This window comes from Arthrobacter sp. HS15c (genome assembly GCF_040812005.1).
Taxonomy (GTDB): domain Bacteria; phylum Actinomycetota; class Actinomycetes; order Actinomycetales; family Micrococcaceae; genus Arthrobacter.
Map to the genome: position 1 here is coordinate 112644 of NZ_JBFOHM010000009.1, position 19905 is coordinate 132548.

Below are 19905 nucleotides of genomic sequence, written 5' to 3' on the forward strand. Positions count from 1 at the left end.
CACGTTGCTGAAGGCTAACCGCCTTCCGTGATCCATCTTACGTTTAAGAAGGTCCGCCCCCGCAAGTGCGGGGGCGGACCTTCCACATTCCGGCCCTAAAGCGCCGAAATGTGAAGTTTGTTACAGGCACATGTTGCGCCAGTCACTACGGGAGGGTGATGAGTCCCGTGGCGTTGGTGCGTGCTGCTTCGAACCGCTTGGCGACATCGGCCCAGTTGACGATGTTCCAGAACGCCTTGACGTAGTCGGCCTTGACGTTGACGTAGTCCAGGTAGAAGGCGTGCTCCCACATGTCCAGCATCAGCAGCGGGGTGGTGCCCAGTGCGACGTTGCCCTGCTGGTCGTAGAGCTGCTCGATGACCAGGTTGCCGCCGATGGGCTCGTAAGCCAGGAATCCCCAGCCGGATCCCTGCAGGCCGAGGGCCGCGGCGCTGAACTGGGCACGGAAAGCGTCAAACGAACCGAAGGCGTCGTCGAGGGCCGCGGCCAGCTCGCCCTCGGGCTTGTCGCCGCCGTCCGGAGACAGGTTGTTCCAGAACACCGAGTGGTTGATGTGGCCGCCGGTGTGGAACGCGAGGTCCTTGGAAAGGCGGTTGATGTTGGCGAAGTCGCCCTTGTCGCGCGCCTCGGCCAGCTGGGCCAGGGCGTTGTTGGCACCTGCAACGTAGGCAGCGTGGTGCTTGCTGTGGTGCAGCTCCATGATCCGCGCAGAAATGTGCGGCTCGAGGGCGGCGTAGTCGTAGCTGAGTTCAGGCAATACGTACTCGGTCACAAAATCCTCCATTGTCGTGGACTGTCTGTCCGGTTGGTAACTCTGTCGATTGCGCATCCGGATGGCTGGCACCCGGAAGATTGCTGCGGCGGAGATGGAGCATTTCCGTCACATGGTCTTGATTCTAGGGGGCTGCTACTCGTCCAGCATTTCCGGCGTCACATTGGCGTCGGTACCGGGGATGCCCAGGTCAAGGGCGCGTTTGTCGGCCATGGCCAGCAGCCGGCGGATCCGGCCGGCGATGGCGTCCTTGGTCATGACCGGGTCAGCAAGCCGGCCAAGTTCGTCCAGGCTGGCCTGCTTGTGCGCGACGCGGAGTTCGCCCGCGTATTTGAGGTGGTCCGGGACGTCGTCCCCGAGGATTTCCAGGGCGCGGTCCACCCGTGCGCCGGCCGCCACGGCTGCCTGCGCGGAGCGCCTGAGGTTGGCGTCGTCGAAGTTGGCCAGCCGGTTCGCGGTGGCGCGGACTTCCTTGCGCATCCGGCGTTCCTCCCACACCATCAGGGCGTCGTGGGCACCCATCCGGGTGAGGAGGGCGGCGATGGTGTCGCCGTCGCGGATCACCACGCGGTCAACTCCCCTGACTTCGCGGGCCTTGGCCTGGATGCCGAGCCGCCGTGCCGCGCCAACCAGCGCCAGCGCCGATTCGGGCCCGGGGCATGTCACTTCCAGGGAGGAGGACCTGCCCGGCTCGGTGAGGGATCCGTGCGAGAGGAAGGCGCCCCGCCACACGGCTTCGGCGTCCGCCGCGGAGCCGTTCACGACGGCGGACGGCAGCCCCCGGACGGGACGGCCACGGCCGTCCAGGAGTCCGGTCTGCCGGGCCAAGGCTTCGCCGTCGCGCACCACCCGGACCACGTAGCGGCTGCCCTTGCGGAGCCCGCCGCCGGAGACAACGATGATCTCGCTCTGGTGTCCGTAGACTTCAGCGATGGCGGCCCGGAGGCGCCGCGCGGTGGACGCCAGGTCCACTTCGGCTTCGATCACGATCCGGCCGGAGATGATGTGCAGGCCGCCGGCGAACCGGAGCATCGCAGAGACTTCGGCCTTGCGGACCGAGGATTTCTTGATGTCCAGACGGGACAGTTCTTCCTTGACTGATGCTGTCAGTGCCATGGCACCTTCCTAACTGTTCCCAAAAATGTCGTGGTACGCCGTTGCCAGACGCAAGGGGTCATGGACGGGTCGGCGGCCCGACGCCCCTACTTTACCCAAGACAACCTCGGCCCCGAGCATCCCCGCGGCCTTTTCGAACTCCTGCCGGTCGGGGACGGAGGCCGGATCGGCGAGCACGACGTCGACGCTGAAGTCCGGGGCGTATTTTCGCAGGGCATGGAGGTGGTCGGCGGCACTCATGCCGGACGTCTCCTTGGTGTCAGTTGCCAGGTTCATGGTCAGGCATCGCTTGGCGGCCGTATCGCAGAGGGCCTGCCTCATTTCGGGCAGCAGCAGGTGCGGCAGCACTGAGGTGTACCAGGATCCGGGCCCGAGGATGACCCAGTCGGCGAGTTCGATTGCGGTCAGGGCTTCAATGCAGGCGGGCGCGGCTTCGGGCAGCAGCCGGACGTGTTCCAGCGAGCCAGCCACGGCACAGCGTGCCTGCCCCCTGATGGTCTGCAGGGCAGAGGTGCCGTCCGGGGCGGTGACGCGGATGTCGCCTTCAATGGTGAGGGGCACGGTGGACATCGGCAGGACCTGGCCGCGTGCGCCCAGCAGCGCGCCGGCCCACTTCAGGCCAGCGACGGCGTCGCCCAGCAGTTCCCACAGCGTGACGATGAGCAGGTTCCCCATCGCGTGCTCGTCCAGTGACCCGCCGCGGCCCTTGCCGGGCTGGAAGCGGTGCTGCATCACGTCGCGCCAGGTGCGGCCCCAGTCGGTGTCGTCGCACAGGGCTGACAGTGCCATGCGCAAATCCCCCGGCGGCAACACGCCGTACTCCTCGCGCAGGCGCCCGGAAGAGCCGCCGTCGTCCGCCACGGTGACGATCGCGGTGAGTTCGGAGGTCAGCAGCCGCAGGGCAGACAGCGAAGCGGACAGTCCGTGGCCGCCGCCGAGCGCCACGACGGACGGGCCCTTGTCCTGCTGGCCGGCTCCCGTTCCGGCCGACGGCGGAACCAGCGGCAGCGGGCCGGTAAGCAATCCCATTACTCGCGGCCCAGGTCCCGGTGGGTGGTTGTCACGGTGACCCTGGGATATTGGGCCAGTTTCTTGGAAAGCTCGACGGCGACGGCCACCGACCGGTGCTTCCCGCCGGTGCAGCCCACGGCGATCGTGGCGTAGTGCTTGTTCTCGCGGCGGTAGCCGTCCAGGACAGGTTCCAGGGCCAGGACGTAGCGGTCCACGAAATTCTTGACCCCTTCGGCCTCCAGCACATAGTCGCTGACGTCCTTGTCCAGGCCGGTGTGCGGGCGCAGCTGGGGCACCCAGTGCGGGTTCGGGATGAAGCGGACGTCGGCAACGTAGTTGGAATCGACGGGAAGGCCGTATTTGAAGCCGAAGCTCATGACATTGAGCCGCAGCGCCACCGGGCCGGTTTCGCTGAAGAGTTCGGTGATGGCCGTCGCCAGGCCATGGACATTGTAGGTGGACGTGTCGAGGACGACGTCGGCACTTTCCCGCAGTTCCTTCAGCAGCTCACGCTCGGCTGCTATGCCGTCAAGGATCCGGCCGCCCTCCTGAAGGGGGTGCGGCCGGCGACCCTGCTCGAAACGGCGGACCAGGACGTCGTCGTTCGCATCCAGGAACAGCACCCGGAACGTCACACCGCTGGCGGCCAGCGCGCCCAGTGCGGCGCGGATATCGGCGAAGAGCCCCTTGCTACGGACGTCCATCACCACGGCCAGCCGGGGAATCGACTGCGGCGCGTGCGACACCAGTTCCGCGAGCGTGCCCAGCATCTGCGGCGGGAGGTTCTCCACGACGTACCAGCCGTGGTCCTCCAGTGCGTCCGAAGCCGTGCTGCGCCCCGCCCCGGACATTCCGGTGACCACCAGCAGCTCCGCTTCGAGGGGCTTGACCGGCGTCAGCCCGTCCTGCTCCGTCCCGGATCCCGCCGTCGAGTCTGCCATTGATTCCGCCCCGTTCCTGTCCTCAAGTTGGCGGGGAGCCGCAACCGCGGAATCCCCGACCTTTACCCTAGCTAAGTTTCGAGGATTTCGCCGGTAGTCATGTTCACCGCCGGGACCAGTTCCACGGTCTCGGCGTCGGAGCTGAAGTGGGCCACGATGGCGGCGGCCAGCGCAGGACCGATGCCCTTGGCTTCCGAGAGCTGCTCCACGGAGGCCGCCCTGATCCCCTTGAGCGTTCCGAAGTGGTCCAGCAGTGCCTTGCGCTTGGACTCCCCCAGCCCGGGCACGCCGTCCAGGACGGAGACGGTCATGGCTTTCCCGCGCTTCTGGCGGTGGAAGGTGATGGCGAAGCGGTGGGCCTCATCGCGGATACGCTGCAGCAGGTAGAGTCCAGCGGATGTCCTGGGCAGGATCACCGGGAAGTCGCTGTCCGGCAGCCAGACCTCCTCCAGGCGTTTGGCGAGGCCCACCACGTAGACGTCGTCGATGCCGAGGTCAGCGAGGGCGCGGGCGGCCGCATTGACCTGGGGCTTGCCGCCGTCGACCACCACCAGGTTTGGCGGGTACGCGAATTTTGCCCGCGGAGCCGGAGTGGTGGTGTCCAGTACCGCCGCGTTCAGGGCAGCCTGGTGCCCGGCAAGGGCGGATGCTTCCACCTGGGCCGTTTTGTCCGTCAGGTAGTGCCGGAAGCGCCTGGTCAGGACGTCGTGCATGGCCGCGGTGTCGTCAGTGGCTGCGGCGCCGGTGACGGAAAACTTGCGGTAGTCGGACTTCTTGGGCAGGCCGTCCTCCACCACCACCATGGAAGCCACGACGTTGGTGCCCTGGACGTGGGAGACGTCGTAGCATTCGATGCGCATGAGCGCCACTGGCAGATCCAGTGCTTCCTGGAGTTCCTGGAGGGCCTGGGAGCGGACGGTGAGGTCACCGGCGCGGCGGGTCTTGTGCAGTTTGAGTGCCTGCTCGGCGTTTTCGCGGACGGTGGACATCAGTGCCGCTTTGTCGCCCCGCTGCGGGACCCGAATGTCGACTTTGGCGCCCCGCAGGCCGCCCAGCCATTGCGTCAGTTCGGTGTGGTTGCTGGGGACGACCGGGACAAGCACTTCCCGCGGGAGCCGGCCGTGGCTGTCCCCGTCCTCGCCATAGACCTGCTGGAGCAGGTGTTCCACGAGGTCCGGCGGGGTGGAATCCTCGACCTTTTCGACCACCCAGCCACGCTGGCCGCGGACCCGTCCGCCCCTGACGTGGAAGACCTGGACGGCGGCTTCGAGCTCGTCCTCGTGGAGGGCGAAGACGTCGGCGTCCGTGTCCTCCGCGAGCACCACGGCGTTCCGTTCGAAGACCTTGCGCAGGGCGGCGATGTCATCACGCAGGCGTGCGGCGCGCTCGTAGTCGAGCTCGGCCACTGCGCCCGCCATTTCCTTTTCCAGCCGGGAGATGAAGCGTTTGGCTTCGCCGCCCATAAAGGCGCAGAAGTCCTCGGCCAGCGCCCGGTGGTCCTCCGGGGAGATCCGGCCCACGCAGGGCGCCGAGCATTTGTCGATGTATCCCAGGAGGCAGGGCCGGCCGCTGGCCTGGGCCCTCTTGAGGACTCCGGCCGAGCAGCTGCGCACGGGGAAAACACGCAGCAGCGTATCCATGGTTTCCCGGATCGCGCCGGCGGTATAGGGCCCGAAGTAGCGTGTGCCTTTGCGCCTGTCGCCGCGCATCACCTGGACCCTGGGCAGCTTTTCGCTCATGGTCAGGGCCAGGTACGGGTATGTCTTGTCATCGCGGAAGACCACGTTGAAGCGCGGCTTGAATTCCTTGATCCAGGTGTATTCGAGCTGCAGCGACTCCAGCTCGCTGGCCACCACGGTCCACTCGACGCTGGAGGCCGCGTGCACCATGGCGTATGTCTTGGGCAGCAGGCCAGCCGGGTTCGCGAAGTACGAGTTCAGCCGGGAGCGGAGGCTCTTGGCCTTTCCGACGTAGATGACCCGGCCGTGGGGGTCGCGGAACCTGTAGACCCCCGGGTTGGTGGGAATTTCTCCCGTTTGGGGCCGGTAACTTGCTGGATTTGCCACCTATCCAGTCTACTGAGGCGGCGCGGCGGCTTGTGCCACCCGCCGCCTGTGACTGGCTACTCGGTTGCTTTGCTCTGGTTGTAGCTGGAGGAGCGTTCCTGCCCGCTGAGTTCGGCGATGGCATCCATGATGCGGTCCGTCACCTGGCGGCGGGCGGGCAGGGAGTGGTCCGGCCCGGTCTTGTCGAAGTAGAGCGGCTCGCCGACCTTCATGGTGAAGTGATGGGGCTTAAAGCCCTTCTCCCCCGCCGGCTGCAGGTTTTCCGTGCCGATCAGGCCGACGGGGACCACGGGGGCTCCGGTTGCCAGGGCAAGCCAGCCCACGCCGGTGCGGCCGCGGTAGAGGATGCCGTCCCGCGACCGTGTGCCTTCGGGGTAAATGCCGATGCCCTTGCCGGCCTCCAGGATGTCCATGAGGGTTTTGAGGGCCTGGACGCTTGCTGCCTGCTCGCCGCGCTCCACCGGAATGGAGCCCACGGACTCGAAGAAAGACTTCATGACCTTTCCCTTGACGCCACCCGTGGTGAAGTACTCGGCTTTGGCGAAGAAGGCCACGGGCCGGGGCATCAGAGCCTGGACAATGACGCTGTCAAAGAAGGAGAGGTGGTTCGGCGCCACAATGAAGGGCCCCTCTTTTGGGACGTTTTCAAGGCCGACGACGGTGGGCCGGCAGCTGCCCGCGACGAGCCCGCGAAATGTCCAGCGGACAGCCTCAAACAGTGCCATCGTTGTGCACCTCGCTCATTGCCGCGGTGTGAATGGCTTCCAGCCGTTCGATCGCTGCCACCAGGTCCGGGGCGGTGTCCACGACGGCGACTGCCCCCGCATCGTCAAGTTCGCCGTCGGGAGCGAATCCCCAACTCACGCCGATGCAGTCCAGGCCGTTGGCGATGGCACCTGCCACGTCCTGGGCCCGGTCTCCCACCATAACGGCGTGCTGGGTGGCGAGGTCGCCGAGCGCGGCAGCGATGATTCCGGTTTTTCCCACCGGACCCGCAGCGGCCGCGGACTCGTCATCGGCCGAACCCCTGATGAAGCTGAACATGCCGGCAATGCCGTGGTGCTCAAGGACAATCCGTGCCAGGCCCTGCGGCTTCTGGGTGGCTACAGCCACGGGCCGGCCTGCGGCGGCGAAGCTGTCCAGCACATCCAGGATTCCCGGGTAGAGCCGGCCCTGGGCTATGCCTTGGGCCAGGTAGTACCGCCGGTAGATGGCGATGACCTCGTCGATCCGTCCGGCCGGAACCTGCGCCACGGTCAGGAGCGCATCGCTCAGCTTCGGACCGATCATCGCGTCCAGGAGGTCCTGGCTGGGAACCGGGAGCCCCAGCTCCCGGAGGGCCGAAGCGATTCCGTCTGTTATCCCACCGGCCGGATCGACAAGAGTGCCGTCCAGGTCGAAGATCACGGGCACTGTTGTTTGAGTCACCGGCTTAGTTTCTCACGACACCTGTCCAGCCCGAAACTCGCATACCCGTCAGGGAATACTTCAGGAAGACATCCGGAATGCTTCGGGCCGGTGCCGCCACCGCTAGCTGAGAATTTCGGCCAGGAACGCCGCCGTGTGGCTTTCGGTCGATTTCGCCACCTGCTCCGGCGTTCCGGTGGCCACGATCTGGCCGCCGCCTGAGCCGCCGTTCGGTCCGAGGTCCACGATCCAGTCGGCACTCTTGATGACGTCGAGGTTATGCTCGATGGTGATGACGGTGTTGCCCTTGTCCACGAGTCCCTGCAGCACCATCAGGAGCTTGCGGATGTCCTCGAAGTGCAGGCCGGTGGTGGGCTCGTCCAGGACGTAGACGCTGCGGCCGTTGGAGCGCTTCTGCAGTTCCGCCGCCAGCTTGACGCGCTGGGCCTCGCCGCCGGACAGCGTGGTTGCCGGCTGCCCCAGCCGGACATAGCCCAGGCCGACGTCCACGAGGGTGTTCAGGTGCCGGGCGATGGGTGAGAAGGCGGCAAAGAACTCCGCGCCTTCCTCGATGGGCATGTTCAGGACATCGGCGATGGTCTTGCCCTTGTAGTGGACCTCCAGGGTTTCCCGGTTGTACCGGGCACCATGGCACACCTCGCAGGGCACATAGACGTCCGGCAGGAAGTTCATTTCGATCTTCAGCGTGCCGTCGCCGGAGCACGCTTCGCAGCGTCCGCCCTTGACGTTGAAGGAGAACCTGCCCGGGAGGTAACCGCGGACCTTCGCCTCGGTGGTCTCCGCGAAGAGTTTGCGGATGTTGTCGAAGACGCCTGTGTAGGTGGCCGGGTTGGACCGCGGTGTGCGCCCGATGGGGCTCTGGTCCACGTGGACCACCTTGTCCAGGTGCTCGAGTCCCTGGACGAGCTTGTGCCGGCCGGCCACCTGCTTGGCGCCGTTGAGCTTGTTGGCCAGCACCTTGTAGAGGATTTCGTTGACCAGGGTGGACTTTCCTGATCCGCTGACGCCGGTCACCGCCGTGAACAGTCCCAGCGGGAAGGCGGCATCCACGTTCACCAGGTTGTTTTCGCGGGCGCCCACGACTTTCAGCTCGCGCTTCTTGTCATACTTGCGCCGCTTCTTGGGGATCTCGATCTGCTTGCGGCCTGACAGGTAGTCTCCGGTCAGGGATGCGGTGTTCTTGAGCAGGTCCTGGTAGGAGCCGGAGTGCACCACCTGGCCGCCGTGCTCGCCGGCGCCGGGACCAATGTCAACGATCCAGTCCGCCACGTGGATGGTGTCCTCGTCGTGTTCAACCACGATGAGGGTGTTGCCCATGTCCCGCAGCCGGGTGAGGGTTTCGATCAGGCGGCGGTTATCCCGCTGGTGCAGCCCGATGGAGGGTTCGTCCAGCACGTACAGCACACCCACCAGGCCGGACCCGATCTGGGTGGCCAGCCGGATGCGCTGCGCTTCGCCGCCGGACAGGGTGGCGGACGGGCGCTCCAGATTGAGGTACTCCAGGCCGACGTCCAGCAGGAAGGTCAGCCTGGCCTGGATTTCCTTGAGCACCTGGTGGGCGATCTGTGCCTCACGGCCAGTCAGCACCAGGTTGTTCAGGAAATCGGCGCAGTCACGCATCGGCAGGGCGGCGACATCGGCGATCGACTTGCCGTTGATGAGGACGGAGAGGGAGGCAGGGTTGAGCCGGGCACCGTTGCAGGCGGGGCAGGGGATCTGCCGCATGTACTCTTCGTAGCGGTCGCGGGCCCAGTCGGAGTCTGTTTCGCCGTGCTTCCGGTGGACGTACTGGATCGCGCCTTCGAAGCCGGTGCTGTATTTGCGTTCCCGCCCGAAGCGGTTCTTGTACTGGACCACCACTTTGTGGTCCTTGCCGTGCAGGACCGTCTGGCGGACGTCGTTGCCCAGCTTCTCCCATGGCGTTGTCATGGAGAAGCCCAGTTCCTTGGCGAGGCCTTCCAGCAGCCTGTTCCAGTACTCGGTAGTGGCCGTACCCAGTGACCACGGGGCGATGGCACCTTCGGCGAGGGAAAGCTCCGGGTTGGGGACGATCAGTTCCTCGTCGACTTCGAGGCGGGTGCCGATGCCGCTGCAGGCCGCGCAGGCCCCAAAGGGATTGTTGAAGGAGAAGGAACGGGGTTCGATCTCGTCGATGGCGAGCGGGTGCTCGTTGGGGCAGGCGAGGTTTTCGGAGAACGCCCGCAGCCGGCCGGGATCGTCGGCGTCGAGGTCCACGAACTCTGCCAGCACGCGGCCTTCGGCGAGTCCGAGGGCGGTTTCGATGGAATCGGTCAGTCGCTGGCTGATGCCTTCCTTGACCACCAGCCGGTCCACCACCACCTCGATGGTGTGCTTGAACTGCTTGCCCAGCTTGGGGGCGTCGCTGAGTTGGACCAGCTCACCGTCCACCCGCGCCCGCGAGTAGCCCTTGGCCGTCAGTTCCTTGAACAGATCCACGAATTCGCCCTTGCGGCCGCGGACCACCGGGGCGAGCACCTGGAACCGGGTGCCTTCGTCGAGTTCCAGCAGCTGGTCCACGATCTGCTGAGGTGTCTGCTTGGCTACCGGCTCGCCGCAGACCGGGCAGTGCGGACGCCCGACCCTGGCCCACAGGAGGCGCATGTAGTCATAGATTTCGGTGATGGTGCCCACGGTGGACCGGGGGTTCTTGCTGGTGGATTTCTGGTCGATGGAGACGGCCGGTGACAGTCCCTCGATGAAGTCCACATCGGGTTTGTCCACCTGCCCCAGGAACTGCCGGGCGTAGGCGGACAGCGATTCAACGTAGCGGCGCTGGCCCTCGGCGAAGATGGTGTCAAAGGCGAGGGATGACTTGCCCGATCCTGACAGGCCCGTGAACACGATCATGGCGTCGCGGGGAAGATCGAGGTCCACGTTGCGCAGGTTGTGTTCGCGGGCGCCCTTCACCACCAGTCGGGAGAGGTCCGGACGCGCAGGCTTTGCGAGGGACTTTTCGGGAGTGGCGGGAACGGACACGACTGCTGATTCTTCAGCTACGGCTTTAGGCACCCACTCATGCTAATCGAAAACTTCTTCGAATATCCACGTGCGGCGGCTACTCGGCGTCGTAGGCGGCCGCGAGGAGCTGCACGGCCTCGGCAAAGGTGGCCCCCTGCGCGCGGGCGGCCGACGCGTAGCTGGCCGCTGCGGTGGACAGTGTTCCCCAGCGGTCGTCGCGGGCGCAGACCACAGTCCCGTTCCTCCCCCGGGTTGCGACCACCCCGGCGGCCTCAAGTTCCTTGTAGGCGCGTGCGACAGTGTGCGGGGCCACGTCCAGCTGCCCGGCGAGGTTCCTGACGGCCGGAAGCCTGGTGCCGGGCGGCAGCGCCCCGCTGTCTGCCAGTTGGATCACCTGCAGGCGAAGCTGCTCGAAGAGCGCCACAGTACTGGCCTGGTTCGGTTTCCAGGCCCCGGGAAAGGGCGGTGCCGTGCTCAAATGCCCGCCTCCAACGCTGCCCCCATGGCGTCGGCCTCCAGTGCGCGGGCTTCCATGGGCCTGGCTTCCAAGGGCCGGCGGCCCCCGGCCTGGTCCGGGACCTCACCGGGTATCCGGGCCTCCGGGTGACCGGCAAACTGGGCCGCGTACAGCCGGGCGTAGTAGCTGTTGGCGGCCAGAAGGCTGTGGTGGGTGCCTTGCTCGGCGATGCGTCCGTGGTCCATGACAAGAATTAGATCAGCGTCGCGGACTGTGGACAAACGGTGGGCGATCACAAAACTGGTCTTTCCGCGCCGGAGCCGCCGCATGGCTTGCCGTATCAGTACCTCGGTCCGCGAATCCACCGAACTGGTGGCTTCATCCAGGATCAGCACGCTGCGGCCCGCCAGCTGGGCGCGGGCAATGGTGATCAGTTGGCGCTGGCCCTGGCTGAGGGGGTCGCCGCCATTGTGCAGCAGGGTGTCGTAGCCGGCAGGCAGGGACCGGACGAAGTGGTCCACGTAGCTCGCCTCCGCGGCGGCAACGATTTCCGGGTCCGTGGCTTCCGGCCGACCGTAGGCGATGTTCTCCCGGATGGTCCCGCCGAAGAGCCACGCGTCCTGAAGCACCACGCCGAAGCCGGACCGCAGGGCATCCCGGGGCATTCCCGCGATGTCGGTTCCGCCAATGGTGATGCGACCGGACCCTACCTCGTAGAACCGCATCAGGAGGTTCACCACCGTGGTCTTTCCCGCTCCGGTGTGGCCGACGATCGCTACCGTCTGGCCCGGTTCGACCATGAAGGACAGGCCGCGCACGGCGGGGATCCGCTCGTTGTAGCCGAATGTGACATCGTCAAAGACAATGCGGCCTGAGGGTTCAGCGGCGGACGTCGTGCCGCGGGGCTCCTGCGGCAGCTCCGCGGCGTCGAGGAGGTCAAATACACGCCCTGCCGAAGCCACGCAGGACTGGATGACGTTCAGCAGGCCGCCGATCTGGCCCACGGGCTGGGTGAAAAGCCGGCTGAACTGGATGAAAGCCTGGATGCCGCCGATGGTCATTGCTCCGGCGGTGACCTGCAGGGCTCCCACTACCGCCACGGCGATGTAGTTGATGTTCGCTATCAGGATCATCAGGGGCTGGACCAGGCCGGACGAGTACTGGGCCCTGGTTGCGGCCCTGGCCAGGCGGTCGTTGCTGGCAGCGAATACGGCCGCTGCCTGTTCCTGGTAGCCAAATGCCTTGATGACCTCATGTCCGGTGACGAACTCCTCGACATGGGCGTTCAGCTCTCCGGTCTCGGTCCATTGCCGGGCAAAATATGCCTGCGAACGGCGTGTAACCAGCACCGTGATGAGCGTGGACAGCGGCACGGACAGCAGGGCGATGCAGGCGAGCAGCGGCGAGATCCAGAGCATCATAGCCAATGCCCCGCAAAGCATCAGGACCGACATGATCAGTTGGGTGAGGGCCTGGCTGAGGGCCTGGGCTATGTTGTCGATATCGTTGGTGGCGCGGCTAAGCACATCGCCCCTGGACTGTTCCTGGAAGTACGTGGACGGCAGCCGGTGCAGCTTGTCCTGCACGGAGGCTCGAAGGCGGTACATCACGCCCTGGACGGAGCGGGCAGTGAGCGAACCCTGGATCCAGTTGAACAGCGAGGCGCCGACGTACATCAAGGAGACCGCCGCCAGCAGGCGGCCCAGCCCGCGCCAGTCGAGAGTTCCGGCCAGGACCCCGTCCACCACGATGTCTGTGGCATCGCCCAGGTATTTGGGCGCGGCGACATTCAGTCCGGCGAAAATGCAGGTGGCGGCAACGGCGCCTGCCATGGCCCAGCGGAACGGACGCAGCAGCCCGAGCAGCCTGCGGGCAGTGGGCCAAAACCGATGCCCGGCGTCCCCTTCCTGCGGCGGCCCGGTCATGGCATGTCCTCGAAGGCCATTTGGGATTCTGCGATCTCGCGGTAGGTGGAGGACGTCTCCAGCAGCTCGCTGTGCGTGCCTTCGGCCACGAGCCGGCCGTCGTCGAACACCAGGATCTGGCCCGCTCCGGCGACAGTTGAAATCCGCTCGGCCACGATGATAACGACGGCGTGGCCCAGCGCGGTTTCGAGGCGCTGGCGCAGCCGGGCTTCGGTCTCAAAGTCCAGCGCCGAAAAGCTGTCATCAAAAAGGTATAGGGGCGCACGGCGAAGCAGGGCGCGGGCAATGCACAACCGTTGGCGCTGGCCACCGGAAAGGGTGGTGCCGCCCTGCCCCACCGGAGCCTGGAGCTGCAGCGGCAGCTCCCGTACGAAGTCCGCCGCTTCCGCTGTTTCCAGTGCTGCCCACAGCTCGGTGTCGGTAGCTTCCCCGGAGGCGATCCTCAGGTTGTCGGCGATGGTTCCGGTGAAAAGGTGGGAACGTTGCGGGGCAATGGCCATGTTCGCGCGGAGTACGTCCAGGGGCATGGACCGGATGTCCCGTCCTCCCAGGGTGACGTGCCCGGACGTGGCGTCGAGGAAGCGCGGCAGCAGGTTGATGAGTGTTGATTTCCCGCTGCCGGTCGAACCCACGATGGCCGTGACGATGCCCGGTCGGGCCGTGAACGAGACGGAGTCCAGCACAGGGGTCTCGGCGCCGGGGTAAGAGAAGGTGACATCGCGGAAGGAGACGTCGGCGCCGTCGAAATCCGGCCATTCCGTGGCCCGCTGGACCTCCGGCGCGTGGCGGTCACGGACGGACTGCGGCGTCTCAAGGACTGCCAGCAGCCGCTCGGCGCACACAGCGGCCCGGGGGCCTGTCATCAGCACGTACATGGCCATCATGATGGCCAGCAGAATCTGCAGGATGTATGCGATGAAGGCCGTCAGGGCGCCGAGCTTCATCTCACCGGCCTGGACGCGGTGGCCACCGAACCAGACAACGGCTACCGAGGAAAGGTTCACCACGATCATGATCAATGGCAGCATTCCGGCGACCAGCAGGGCGGACTGGAGGTTGTTCCGCGTCAGCCTGTCGTTTGCCTGTCCAAAGCGGCGGATTTCGTGGTCCTGCCTGACGAAGGCCCTGATGATGCTGGCGCCGATGATCTGTTCCCGCAGCACTTCCCCGGTGCGGTCCAGGAGCTCCTGCCCGTCCCGGTAGAGCGGCACCAGGCGGCGGACGATGAGGTACATGATGGCCAGCAGCACAGGCACAATGACAATGACCACAGAGGAGAGCGCCACGTCCTGCTGCAGCGCCAGGACAATGCCGCCGGCGCCCATGACCGGGGCCGCGACCAGCATGGTGAAGACAAGCACCGCGAAGGACTGGATCTGCAGGGTGTCATTGGTGGTCCTGGTCACGAGGCTCTGCGCCCCGAAGCCGGCAACTTCCTGGGATGACAACGACTGGATCTTCCCAAAAACCTCCTGGCGCAGCTGGCGGCCCAGCTTCATGGCCACCACGGCCCCGAGGTACCCGGCCCCCAGGGCTGCGGCTGCCTGCACGGCGGCTATGCCGGCCATGACCGCACCGAGCCTCAGAATCACCGCGGTGTCGCCGGGGACGATGCCGTCGTCGATGATGGCTGCGTTGACGGTGGGCAGCAGGAGGTTGCCCAGGGTCTGGACCAGCTGCAGGAGGACGACCGCCGCGACAGGAACCTTGTGGGCGGCAAGCAGCCGGATCATCAAACCGAAAAGCACTGCACCTCCGCACGTAGTCTGGAGGCCAGTCAGGAACCGGACTAGCCCGCCCCTAACAGCCGCTCCGTCATTGTAAGCCACATCACATTCGTTCCGTTGTCATACGGCGTGACGCGTGGCGTCAGCAAATTACATCGAATGGAGTTCGAAGCCTAGGGGTTTTTCCGGGCCACAGCGAAGATTCTTCTGAACGGGAACACGGTCCCGTGGCCAGTGCCGGGATAGGCCGCCCGCAGCGCCGCCGCGTATTCGGATTCGAAGGCAGCTCCGTCCTCGGCGGAAAGCGCCGCCAGGACCGGCCGCAGGGCGGTACCCCGGACCCACTCCAGCACCGGATCGGTCCCGGGCAGGACCTGCTGGTAAGTGGTTTCCCAGGCGTCGGCAGTGCAGCCGGCGTCCAGCATGATGCCCAGGTAGTCGGCAGGCTCCCCCACGGACTCCCCTCCGCGCAGGACACCTGCCAGCTTCGCCGCCCACGCCGCCGATCCGGCCAGTTCCCGCATCAGCGTGTGCGACGGTGCGCTGAAATTCCCCGGCACCTGCATGGCGAACCAGGCACCTGGCTGGAGGGCTTCCAGCCAGCGCGCCAGCATCTTCTGGTGGCCCGGCACCCACTGCAGTGCTGCGTTGGTGACCACCACATCCGTTTCGGCGGAGGGCATCCAGCCTGCGATGTCTGCCTGCTCGAAGCTCAGGTGTTTGTGTCCGTCGGCCTGGACGGCAGCCTTGGCCAGCATCTGGCTGGACGAGTCGAGCCCCACGACCTGCGCTTGTGGCCACCTGCGGGCAAGGGTTGCCGTGAGGTTCCCGGGACCGCACCCCAGGTCCAACACCTTACGTGGGGACTCCGCCTGGATCCGGCCGGTGAGGTCAAAAAACGGCCGGTCCCGGTAGTCGCCGAACTGGACGTACTTTACTGGGTCCCACTCCACATTTATCTCCACGGTCTGTTGTCGGCTCCGGTAACGCGAGCCTAACCCGCCCATGCCAGGATCTCCGGCAGCTGCCGGGCACTAAGCTGGAAAACAATGAAACTCGTTGACCAGCTGCCCGTCCTGCCCGCCTCAAACCCCTCGGGCGCGGGGATCGACCCGGACGCCCTCTACACACAATTCCTTGAGTGGACCGAAAGCCGGGGGCTGGAACTGTACGCCGCCCAGGACGAGGCCATCATGGAGTTCGCCACCGGTGCCAACGTTATTCTCGCCACGCCGACCGGCTCCGGAAAGTCACTCGTGGCCATCGCCGCACATTTCCAGGCCATGGCGCGTGGGCAGCGCAGCTACTACACAGCCCCGATCAAGGCACTCGTTTCCGAGAAGTTCTTTGCGTTGTGCGACATCTTCGGCGCCGAAAACGTGGGCATGATCACCGGCGATTCGGGCGTCAACCAGGACGCGCCCATCATTTGCTGCACGGCCGAGATCCTGGCGAACATCGCGCTCCGCGAAGGCGCCGCAGCGGAGCTTGGCGCCGTGATCATGGACGAGTTCCACTTCTACTCGGATCCGCAGCGCGGCTGGGCCTGGCAGGTGCCGCTGCTGGAGCTGCCGCAGGCGCAGTTCCTCCTGATGTCCGCCACGCTGGGTGATGTCAGCCGGTTCGAGGACGGCATCACCGAACTCACCGGCCGGCCCACCACCACCGTCAGCTCGGCCGAGCGGCCCATCCCGCTGCACTACTACTACCACCAGACGCCGGTCCACGAGACCCTCGAGGAACTGCTCTCCACCAAACAGGTGCCGGTTTACGTCGTGCACTTCAGCCAGATCGAGGCGATCGACCGCGCCCAGACCCTCATGAGCATCAACGTGTGCACCCGCGAGGAAAAGGACAAGATCGCGGAGCTGATCGCCAGCTTCCGGTTTGCCGCGGGATTCGGCAAAACGCTCAACCGGCTGGTCCGGCACGGCATCGGCGTCCACCACGCGGGCATGCTGCCGAAGTACCGCCGGCTGGTGGAACAGCTCGCCCAGGCCGGCTTGCTCAAGGTGATCTGCGGAACCGACACCCTTGGCGTAGGCATCAACGTGCCCATCCGCACCGTCCTGCTCACGGCTTTGAGCAAGTACGACGGCGTACGCACCCGGCTGCTTAACTCACGGGAGTTCCACCAGATTGCAGGCCGGGCCGGACGGGCGGGCTATGACACCGCCGGCACGGTGGTGGTCCAGGCACCGGAGCACGTGACTGAAAACGTGAAGGCGATGGCCAAGGCCACCGCAAAGTTCGGCGACGACCAGAAGAAACTCCGCCAGGTGGTCAAGAAGAAACCGCCGGAGGGCTTTGTCTCCTGGGGTGAGCCAACCTTCAAGCGCTTGGTGGAATCGGTCCCCGATCCCTTGAACTCAAGCTTCAGCGTCACGCACGCGATGCTGATGAACCTCATGGAACGGCCGGGCGACCCGTTCCACGCCGCCCGTCGGCTCTTGACCGAGAACCACGAGTCGCGGTCCTCGCAGCTGCAGCTGATGAAAAGGGCTTTGGGTATCTACCGCGAACTCCTCGCCGCCGAGGTCGTGGAGCGCATTCCGCCGGAGGAGCAGGCCGCGGACGGCAGGACCGTCAGGCTCACCGTCCACCTGCAGGCCAACTTTGCCCTGAACCAGCCACTCTCGCCGTTCGCCCTCGCGGCGCTGGAACTGCTGGATCCGGAGTCGCCGGCGTACGCCCTGGACGTGGTGTCCGTGATCGAGGCGACGCTGGAGAAGCCCCGCCAGATCCTGTCCGCCCAGCAGAAGAAGGCCCGCGGCGAAGCCATCGCGGCGATGAAAGCCGACGGCATAGAGTACGACCAGCGCATGGCGATGCTGGAGGAGGTCACCTATCCGCAGCCGCTCGCGGAGCTCCTGGGTGAAGCGTTCGAGGTCTACCGCAAGGCCGCGCCGTGGGTGGGCGACTTCGAGCTGGCCCCCAAGTCGGTGGTCAGGGACATGTACGAACGCGCGATGAACTTCGGCGAATTCGTCCAGTTCTACGGACTGGCCCGCTCCGAGGGCATTGTGCTGCGCTACCTCGCCGACTGTTTCAAGGCGCTGCGCCAGACCGTGCCCCAGGACCTGCTCCGCGAGGACCTCGAAGACCTCATCGCCTGGTTGGGCGAGCTCGTCCGGCAGGTCGATTCCAGCCTGCTGGATGAGTGGGAGGAACTGACGTCCGGCGCCGCGCCTACCCCGCACGACGCTCCGCCTCCCCCGCCGCCGTCGTTGACGTCCAACATCCGCGCCTTCCGGGTGATGGTGCGCAACGAGATGTTCCGCCGCGTGGAACTGTTCGCCGATGAGGATGCGGCAGCCCTGGGAGAGCTCGACGGCGGCGCCGGCTGGGATGCCGAACGCTGGGAAGACGTCCTTGACGACTACTTCGACGAGCACAATGACATCGGCACCGGACCGGATGCGCGTGGACCCGGGCTGCTGATCATCACCGAGGAGCCCGGGCTGTGGAAGGTCCGGCAGATCTTCGACGATCCGGCACGCAACCACGACTGGGGAATCTCCGCCGAAGTGGACCTGGCCGCCTCCGACGAAACCGGCACTGCGGTGGTCCGCGTGACCGACGTCAACCGGCTCTAAGGCCCTAGTAAACTCGGACCATGAGTGTAATCCGCCCCGCAACCCGGCACGACGTCCCCGCAATCCTGCAGATGATCCACGAACTGGCCATCTACGAGAAGGAACCGGACGCTGTCCGCAACACCCCGGACATGCTCGCCGACGTCCTGTTCGGGGAAAACCCCCGCGTGTTCGCCACGATGGCTGAGAACGCGGCCGGCGAGGTACAGGGATTCGCGCTGTGGTTCCTTAATTACTCCACCTGGGAAGGCGTCCACGGCATTTATCTGGAGGACCTCTACGTCAGCCCGGACGCCAGGGGCGAGGGACACGGCAAGGCGCTCCTGAAGCATCTCGCGGCCACCGCCGTCGAGAACGGCTACGCCAGGGTTGAGTGGAGCGTCCTGGATTGGAACGAGCCCTCCATCAACTTCTACCGGGGCCTCGGTGCCCGCCCCATGGACGGCTGGTCCACGTTCCGGCTGACCGGCGACGCCCTGGAGCACTTTGGCAGCAGCAACGTCGCGGCCGTTCGTGGCTGAGCAGTCCGCCACAGCTCCGCGGACCAAAGCGCCGGTACGGCACACGGTCAAAGCGCGCCACGAATTCCGTGGCATGCGGACCACCGAGCACTATTTCACCGTGCCGCTGGACCATTTTGGCACCGCGACTGCGCCTGGGACCGGGGACACTGCTGAGACCATCACGGTGTTCGCCCGCGAGTACGTTTCGACAGTCCACACGGAGGCGGAAGCGGAGGAACTGCCCTGGCTGCTGTTCCTCCAGGGCGGTCCGGGCGGACGCGGCAACCGGTTCGCGTCGCTGGGCGGCTGGAGTAAAGCGGCTGCCCGGGATTTCCGGATCCTCATGCTGGACCAGCGCGGAACCGGCCTCTCCTCCCCTGCCGACCGGAACACCCTGCCCCTGCGAGGCACCGCTGAAGAACAGGCTGCCTACCTTGAGCACTTCAGGGCCGATTCGATCGTGGCCGATGCCGAACTCATCCGCGAAGTCCTCGGCTCCGGCCCCTGGAGCATCTACGGGCAAAGCTACGGCGGGTTCTGCGCCCTCACCTATCTTTCCGTCGCGCCGGACGGGCTGAAGGAAGCACTTATCACCGGCGGGCTGGCCCCGCTGTCCGGCCCGGCAGACGATATCTACCGTGCCACGTTCCAGCGCGTCGCGGAGCGGAACACCGAATACTTCAGCTGGTACCCCGAGGACCGGCGGACGGTGGAACGGATTGCCGGCCATCTTCGCCGGAACGAGGAATTCCTGCCCGACGGCGGACGCCTGACCGTCGAGCGGTTCCAGATGGTGGGGGCCTTCCTGGGCGGCAACACCAGGGTGGACGGCCTGCACTACCTGCTGGAGGACGCGTTCACCGAGTCGCTGCACGGCAGCCGGCTCTCCGATGCGTTCCTCGAACAGGTCCAGGGGATTGTGTCCCGGCTGGCCAATCCCCTGTATGCGCTGATGCACGAGTCCATTTACGGGCAGGGTCAGGCCAGCGACTGGGCAGCCTGGCGGGTGCTGCAGGAACACCCCGAGTTCCATCCTGATGCCATGCCGCTGCTGCTCACCGGAGAGATGGTGTACCCGTGGTATTTCGAGCAGGATGCCGCGTTGAAGCCGCTGCGGCAGGTCGCCCATCTGCTGGCCGCCAAGGCGGACTGGAAGCCGCTCTACGACTGTGGCCAGCTGGCCAACAACACTGTGCCGGTTGCCGCGGCGGTCTACCGGGACGACATCTACGTGGACCGGGCACTGTCCCTGGAAACTGCGGCGGCAGTCCGCGGGCTCCAGGTCTGGGAGACCCCCGATTTCCACCACGACGGAATTGCTGACGACGGCGAGGCCATCTTCGGCCGGCTGCTGGGAATGGTGCGCTCAGCCCGCCGCTGACCT

15 protein-coding genes are annotated in these 19905 nt (G+C 66.0%); 3 read left to right on the plus strand and 12 right to left on the minus strand.

Features of this window, described 5'->3' with window-relative positions; all coding sequences use genetic code 11:
- Positions 1 to 145 precede the first annotated feature (145 nt).
- From ABV518_RS16065 to ABV518_RS16120, 12 genes are all read right to left on the minus strand, one after another.
- Positions 146 to 772, minus strand: a complete 627-nt coding sequence (locus tag ABV518_RS16065; RefSeq protein ID WP_367768572.1) for a superoxide dismutase — start codon at positions 770 to 772, stop codon at positions 146 to 148.
- 135 nt (positions 773 to 907) lie between these two features.
- Entirely contained in the window at positions 908 to 1888 is a 981-nt protein-coding gene (gene whiA / locus ABV518_RS16070) for a DNA-binding protein WhiA (RefSeq protein ID WP_066284919.1), read from the minus strand.
- 9 nt (positions 1889 to 1897) lie between these two features.
- Positions 1898 to 2917, minus strand: coding sequence for a uridine diphosphate-N-acetylglucosamine-binding protein YvcK (yvcK, locus tag ABV518_RS16075; RefSeq protein WP_131132931.1), 1020 nt, complete (start codon positions 2915 to 2917; stop codon positions 1898 to 1900).
- A complete protein-coding gene (rapZ, locus tag ABV518_RS16080) occupies positions 2917 to 3840 on the minus strand; it encodes an RNase adapter RapZ (RefSeq protein ID WP_131132930.1) in 924 nt (307 codons plus the stop codon). The genes yvcK and rapZ overlap by 1 nt, the downstream gene beginning before the upstream one ends.
- A 71-nt stretch (positions 3841 to 3911) precedes the next feature.
- Positions 3912 to 5906: an excinuclease ABC subunit UvrC gene (uvrC, locus tag ABV518_RS16085; RefSeq protein ID WP_367768577.1), complete on the minus strand. Its 1995-nt coding sequence runs from the start codon at positions 5904 to 5906 to the stop codon at positions 3912 to 3914.
- A gap of 56 nt (positions 5907 to 5962) precedes the next feature.
- Positions 5963 to 6631, minus strand: a complete 669-nt coding sequence (locus ABV518_RS16090; RefSeq protein WP_367768580.1) for a lysophospholipid acyltransferase family protein — start codon at positions 6629 to 6631, stop codon at positions 5963 to 5965.
- The gene (locus ABV518_RS16095) at positions 6618 to 7334 is read right to left on the minus strand and encodes an HAD hydrolase-like protein (protein WP_367768582.1); all 717 of its coding nucleotides are present in this window, start codon (positions 7332 to 7334) and stop codon (positions 6618 to 6620) included. The genes ABV518_RS16090 and ABV518_RS16095 overlap by 14 nt, the downstream gene beginning before the upstream one ends.
- Positions 7335 to 7436: 102 nt before the next feature.
- A complete protein-coding gene (uvrA, locus tag ABV518_RS16100) occupies positions 7437 to 10364 on the minus strand; it encodes an excinuclease ABC subunit UvrA (RefSeq protein ID WP_367768584.1) in 2928 nt (975 codons plus the stop codon).
- A gap of 46 nt (positions 10365 to 10410) precedes the next feature.
- Positions 10411 to 10791 (minus strand): GntR family transcriptional regulator, encoded by a 381-nt coding sequence (locus ABV518_RS16105; protein WP_367768587.1) that lies wholly within the window; start codon positions 10789 to 10791, stop codon positions 10411 to 10413.
- Complete coding sequence (locus ABV518_RS16110) at positions 10788 to 12695, minus strand: ABC transporter ATP-binding protein (protein ID WP_367768589.1); 1908 nt, start codon at positions 12693 to 12695, stop codon at positions 10788 to 10790. The genes ABV518_RS16105 and ABV518_RS16110 overlap by 4 nt, the downstream gene beginning before the upstream one ends.
- On the minus strand, positions 12692 to 14428 hold the full coding sequence (locus ABV518_RS16115) for an ABC transporter ATP-binding protein (RefSeq protein ID WP_367768992.1): 1737 nt from the start codon (positions 14426 to 14428) through the stop codon (positions 12692 to 12694). Before ABV518_RS16115 ends, ABV518_RS16110 begins: the two co-directional genes overlap by 4 nt.
- A gap of 167 nt (positions 14429 to 14595) precedes the next feature.
- Positions 14596 to 15375: a trans-aconitate 2-methyltransferase gene (locus tag ABV518_RS16120; protein ID WP_367768592.1), complete on the minus strand. Its 780-nt coding sequence runs from the start codon at positions 15373 to 15375 to the stop codon at positions 14596 to 14598.
- Between the two features lie 96 nt (positions 15376 to 15471).
- Here ABV518_RS16120 and ABV518_RS16125 point away from each other — a divergent pair, with 96 nt between their 5' ends.
- The 3 genes from ABV518_RS16125 to ABV518_RS16135 all read left to right on the plus strand — a co-directional run bounded on the left by ABV518_RS16125 (position 15472) and on the right by ABV518_RS16135 (position 19902).
- On the plus strand, positions 15472 to 18018 hold the full coding sequence (locus tag ABV518_RS16125) for a DEAD/DEAH box helicase (RefSeq protein ID WP_367768594.1): 2547 nt from the start codon (positions 15472 to 15474) through the stop codon (positions 18016 to 18018).
- A gap of 20 nt (positions 18019 to 18038) precedes the next feature.
- Entirely contained in the window at positions 18039 to 18539 is a 501-nt protein-coding gene (locus ABV518_RS16130) for an N-acetyltransferase family protein (RefSeq protein ID WP_367768596.1), read from the plus strand.
- A gap of 73 nt (positions 18540 to 18612) precedes the next feature.
- Entirely contained in the window at positions 18613 to 19902 is a 1290-nt protein-coding gene (locus ABV518_RS16135) for an alpha/beta fold hydrolase (RefSeq protein WP_367768995.1), read from the plus strand.
- Positions 19903 to 19905: the final 3 nt, after the last annotated feature.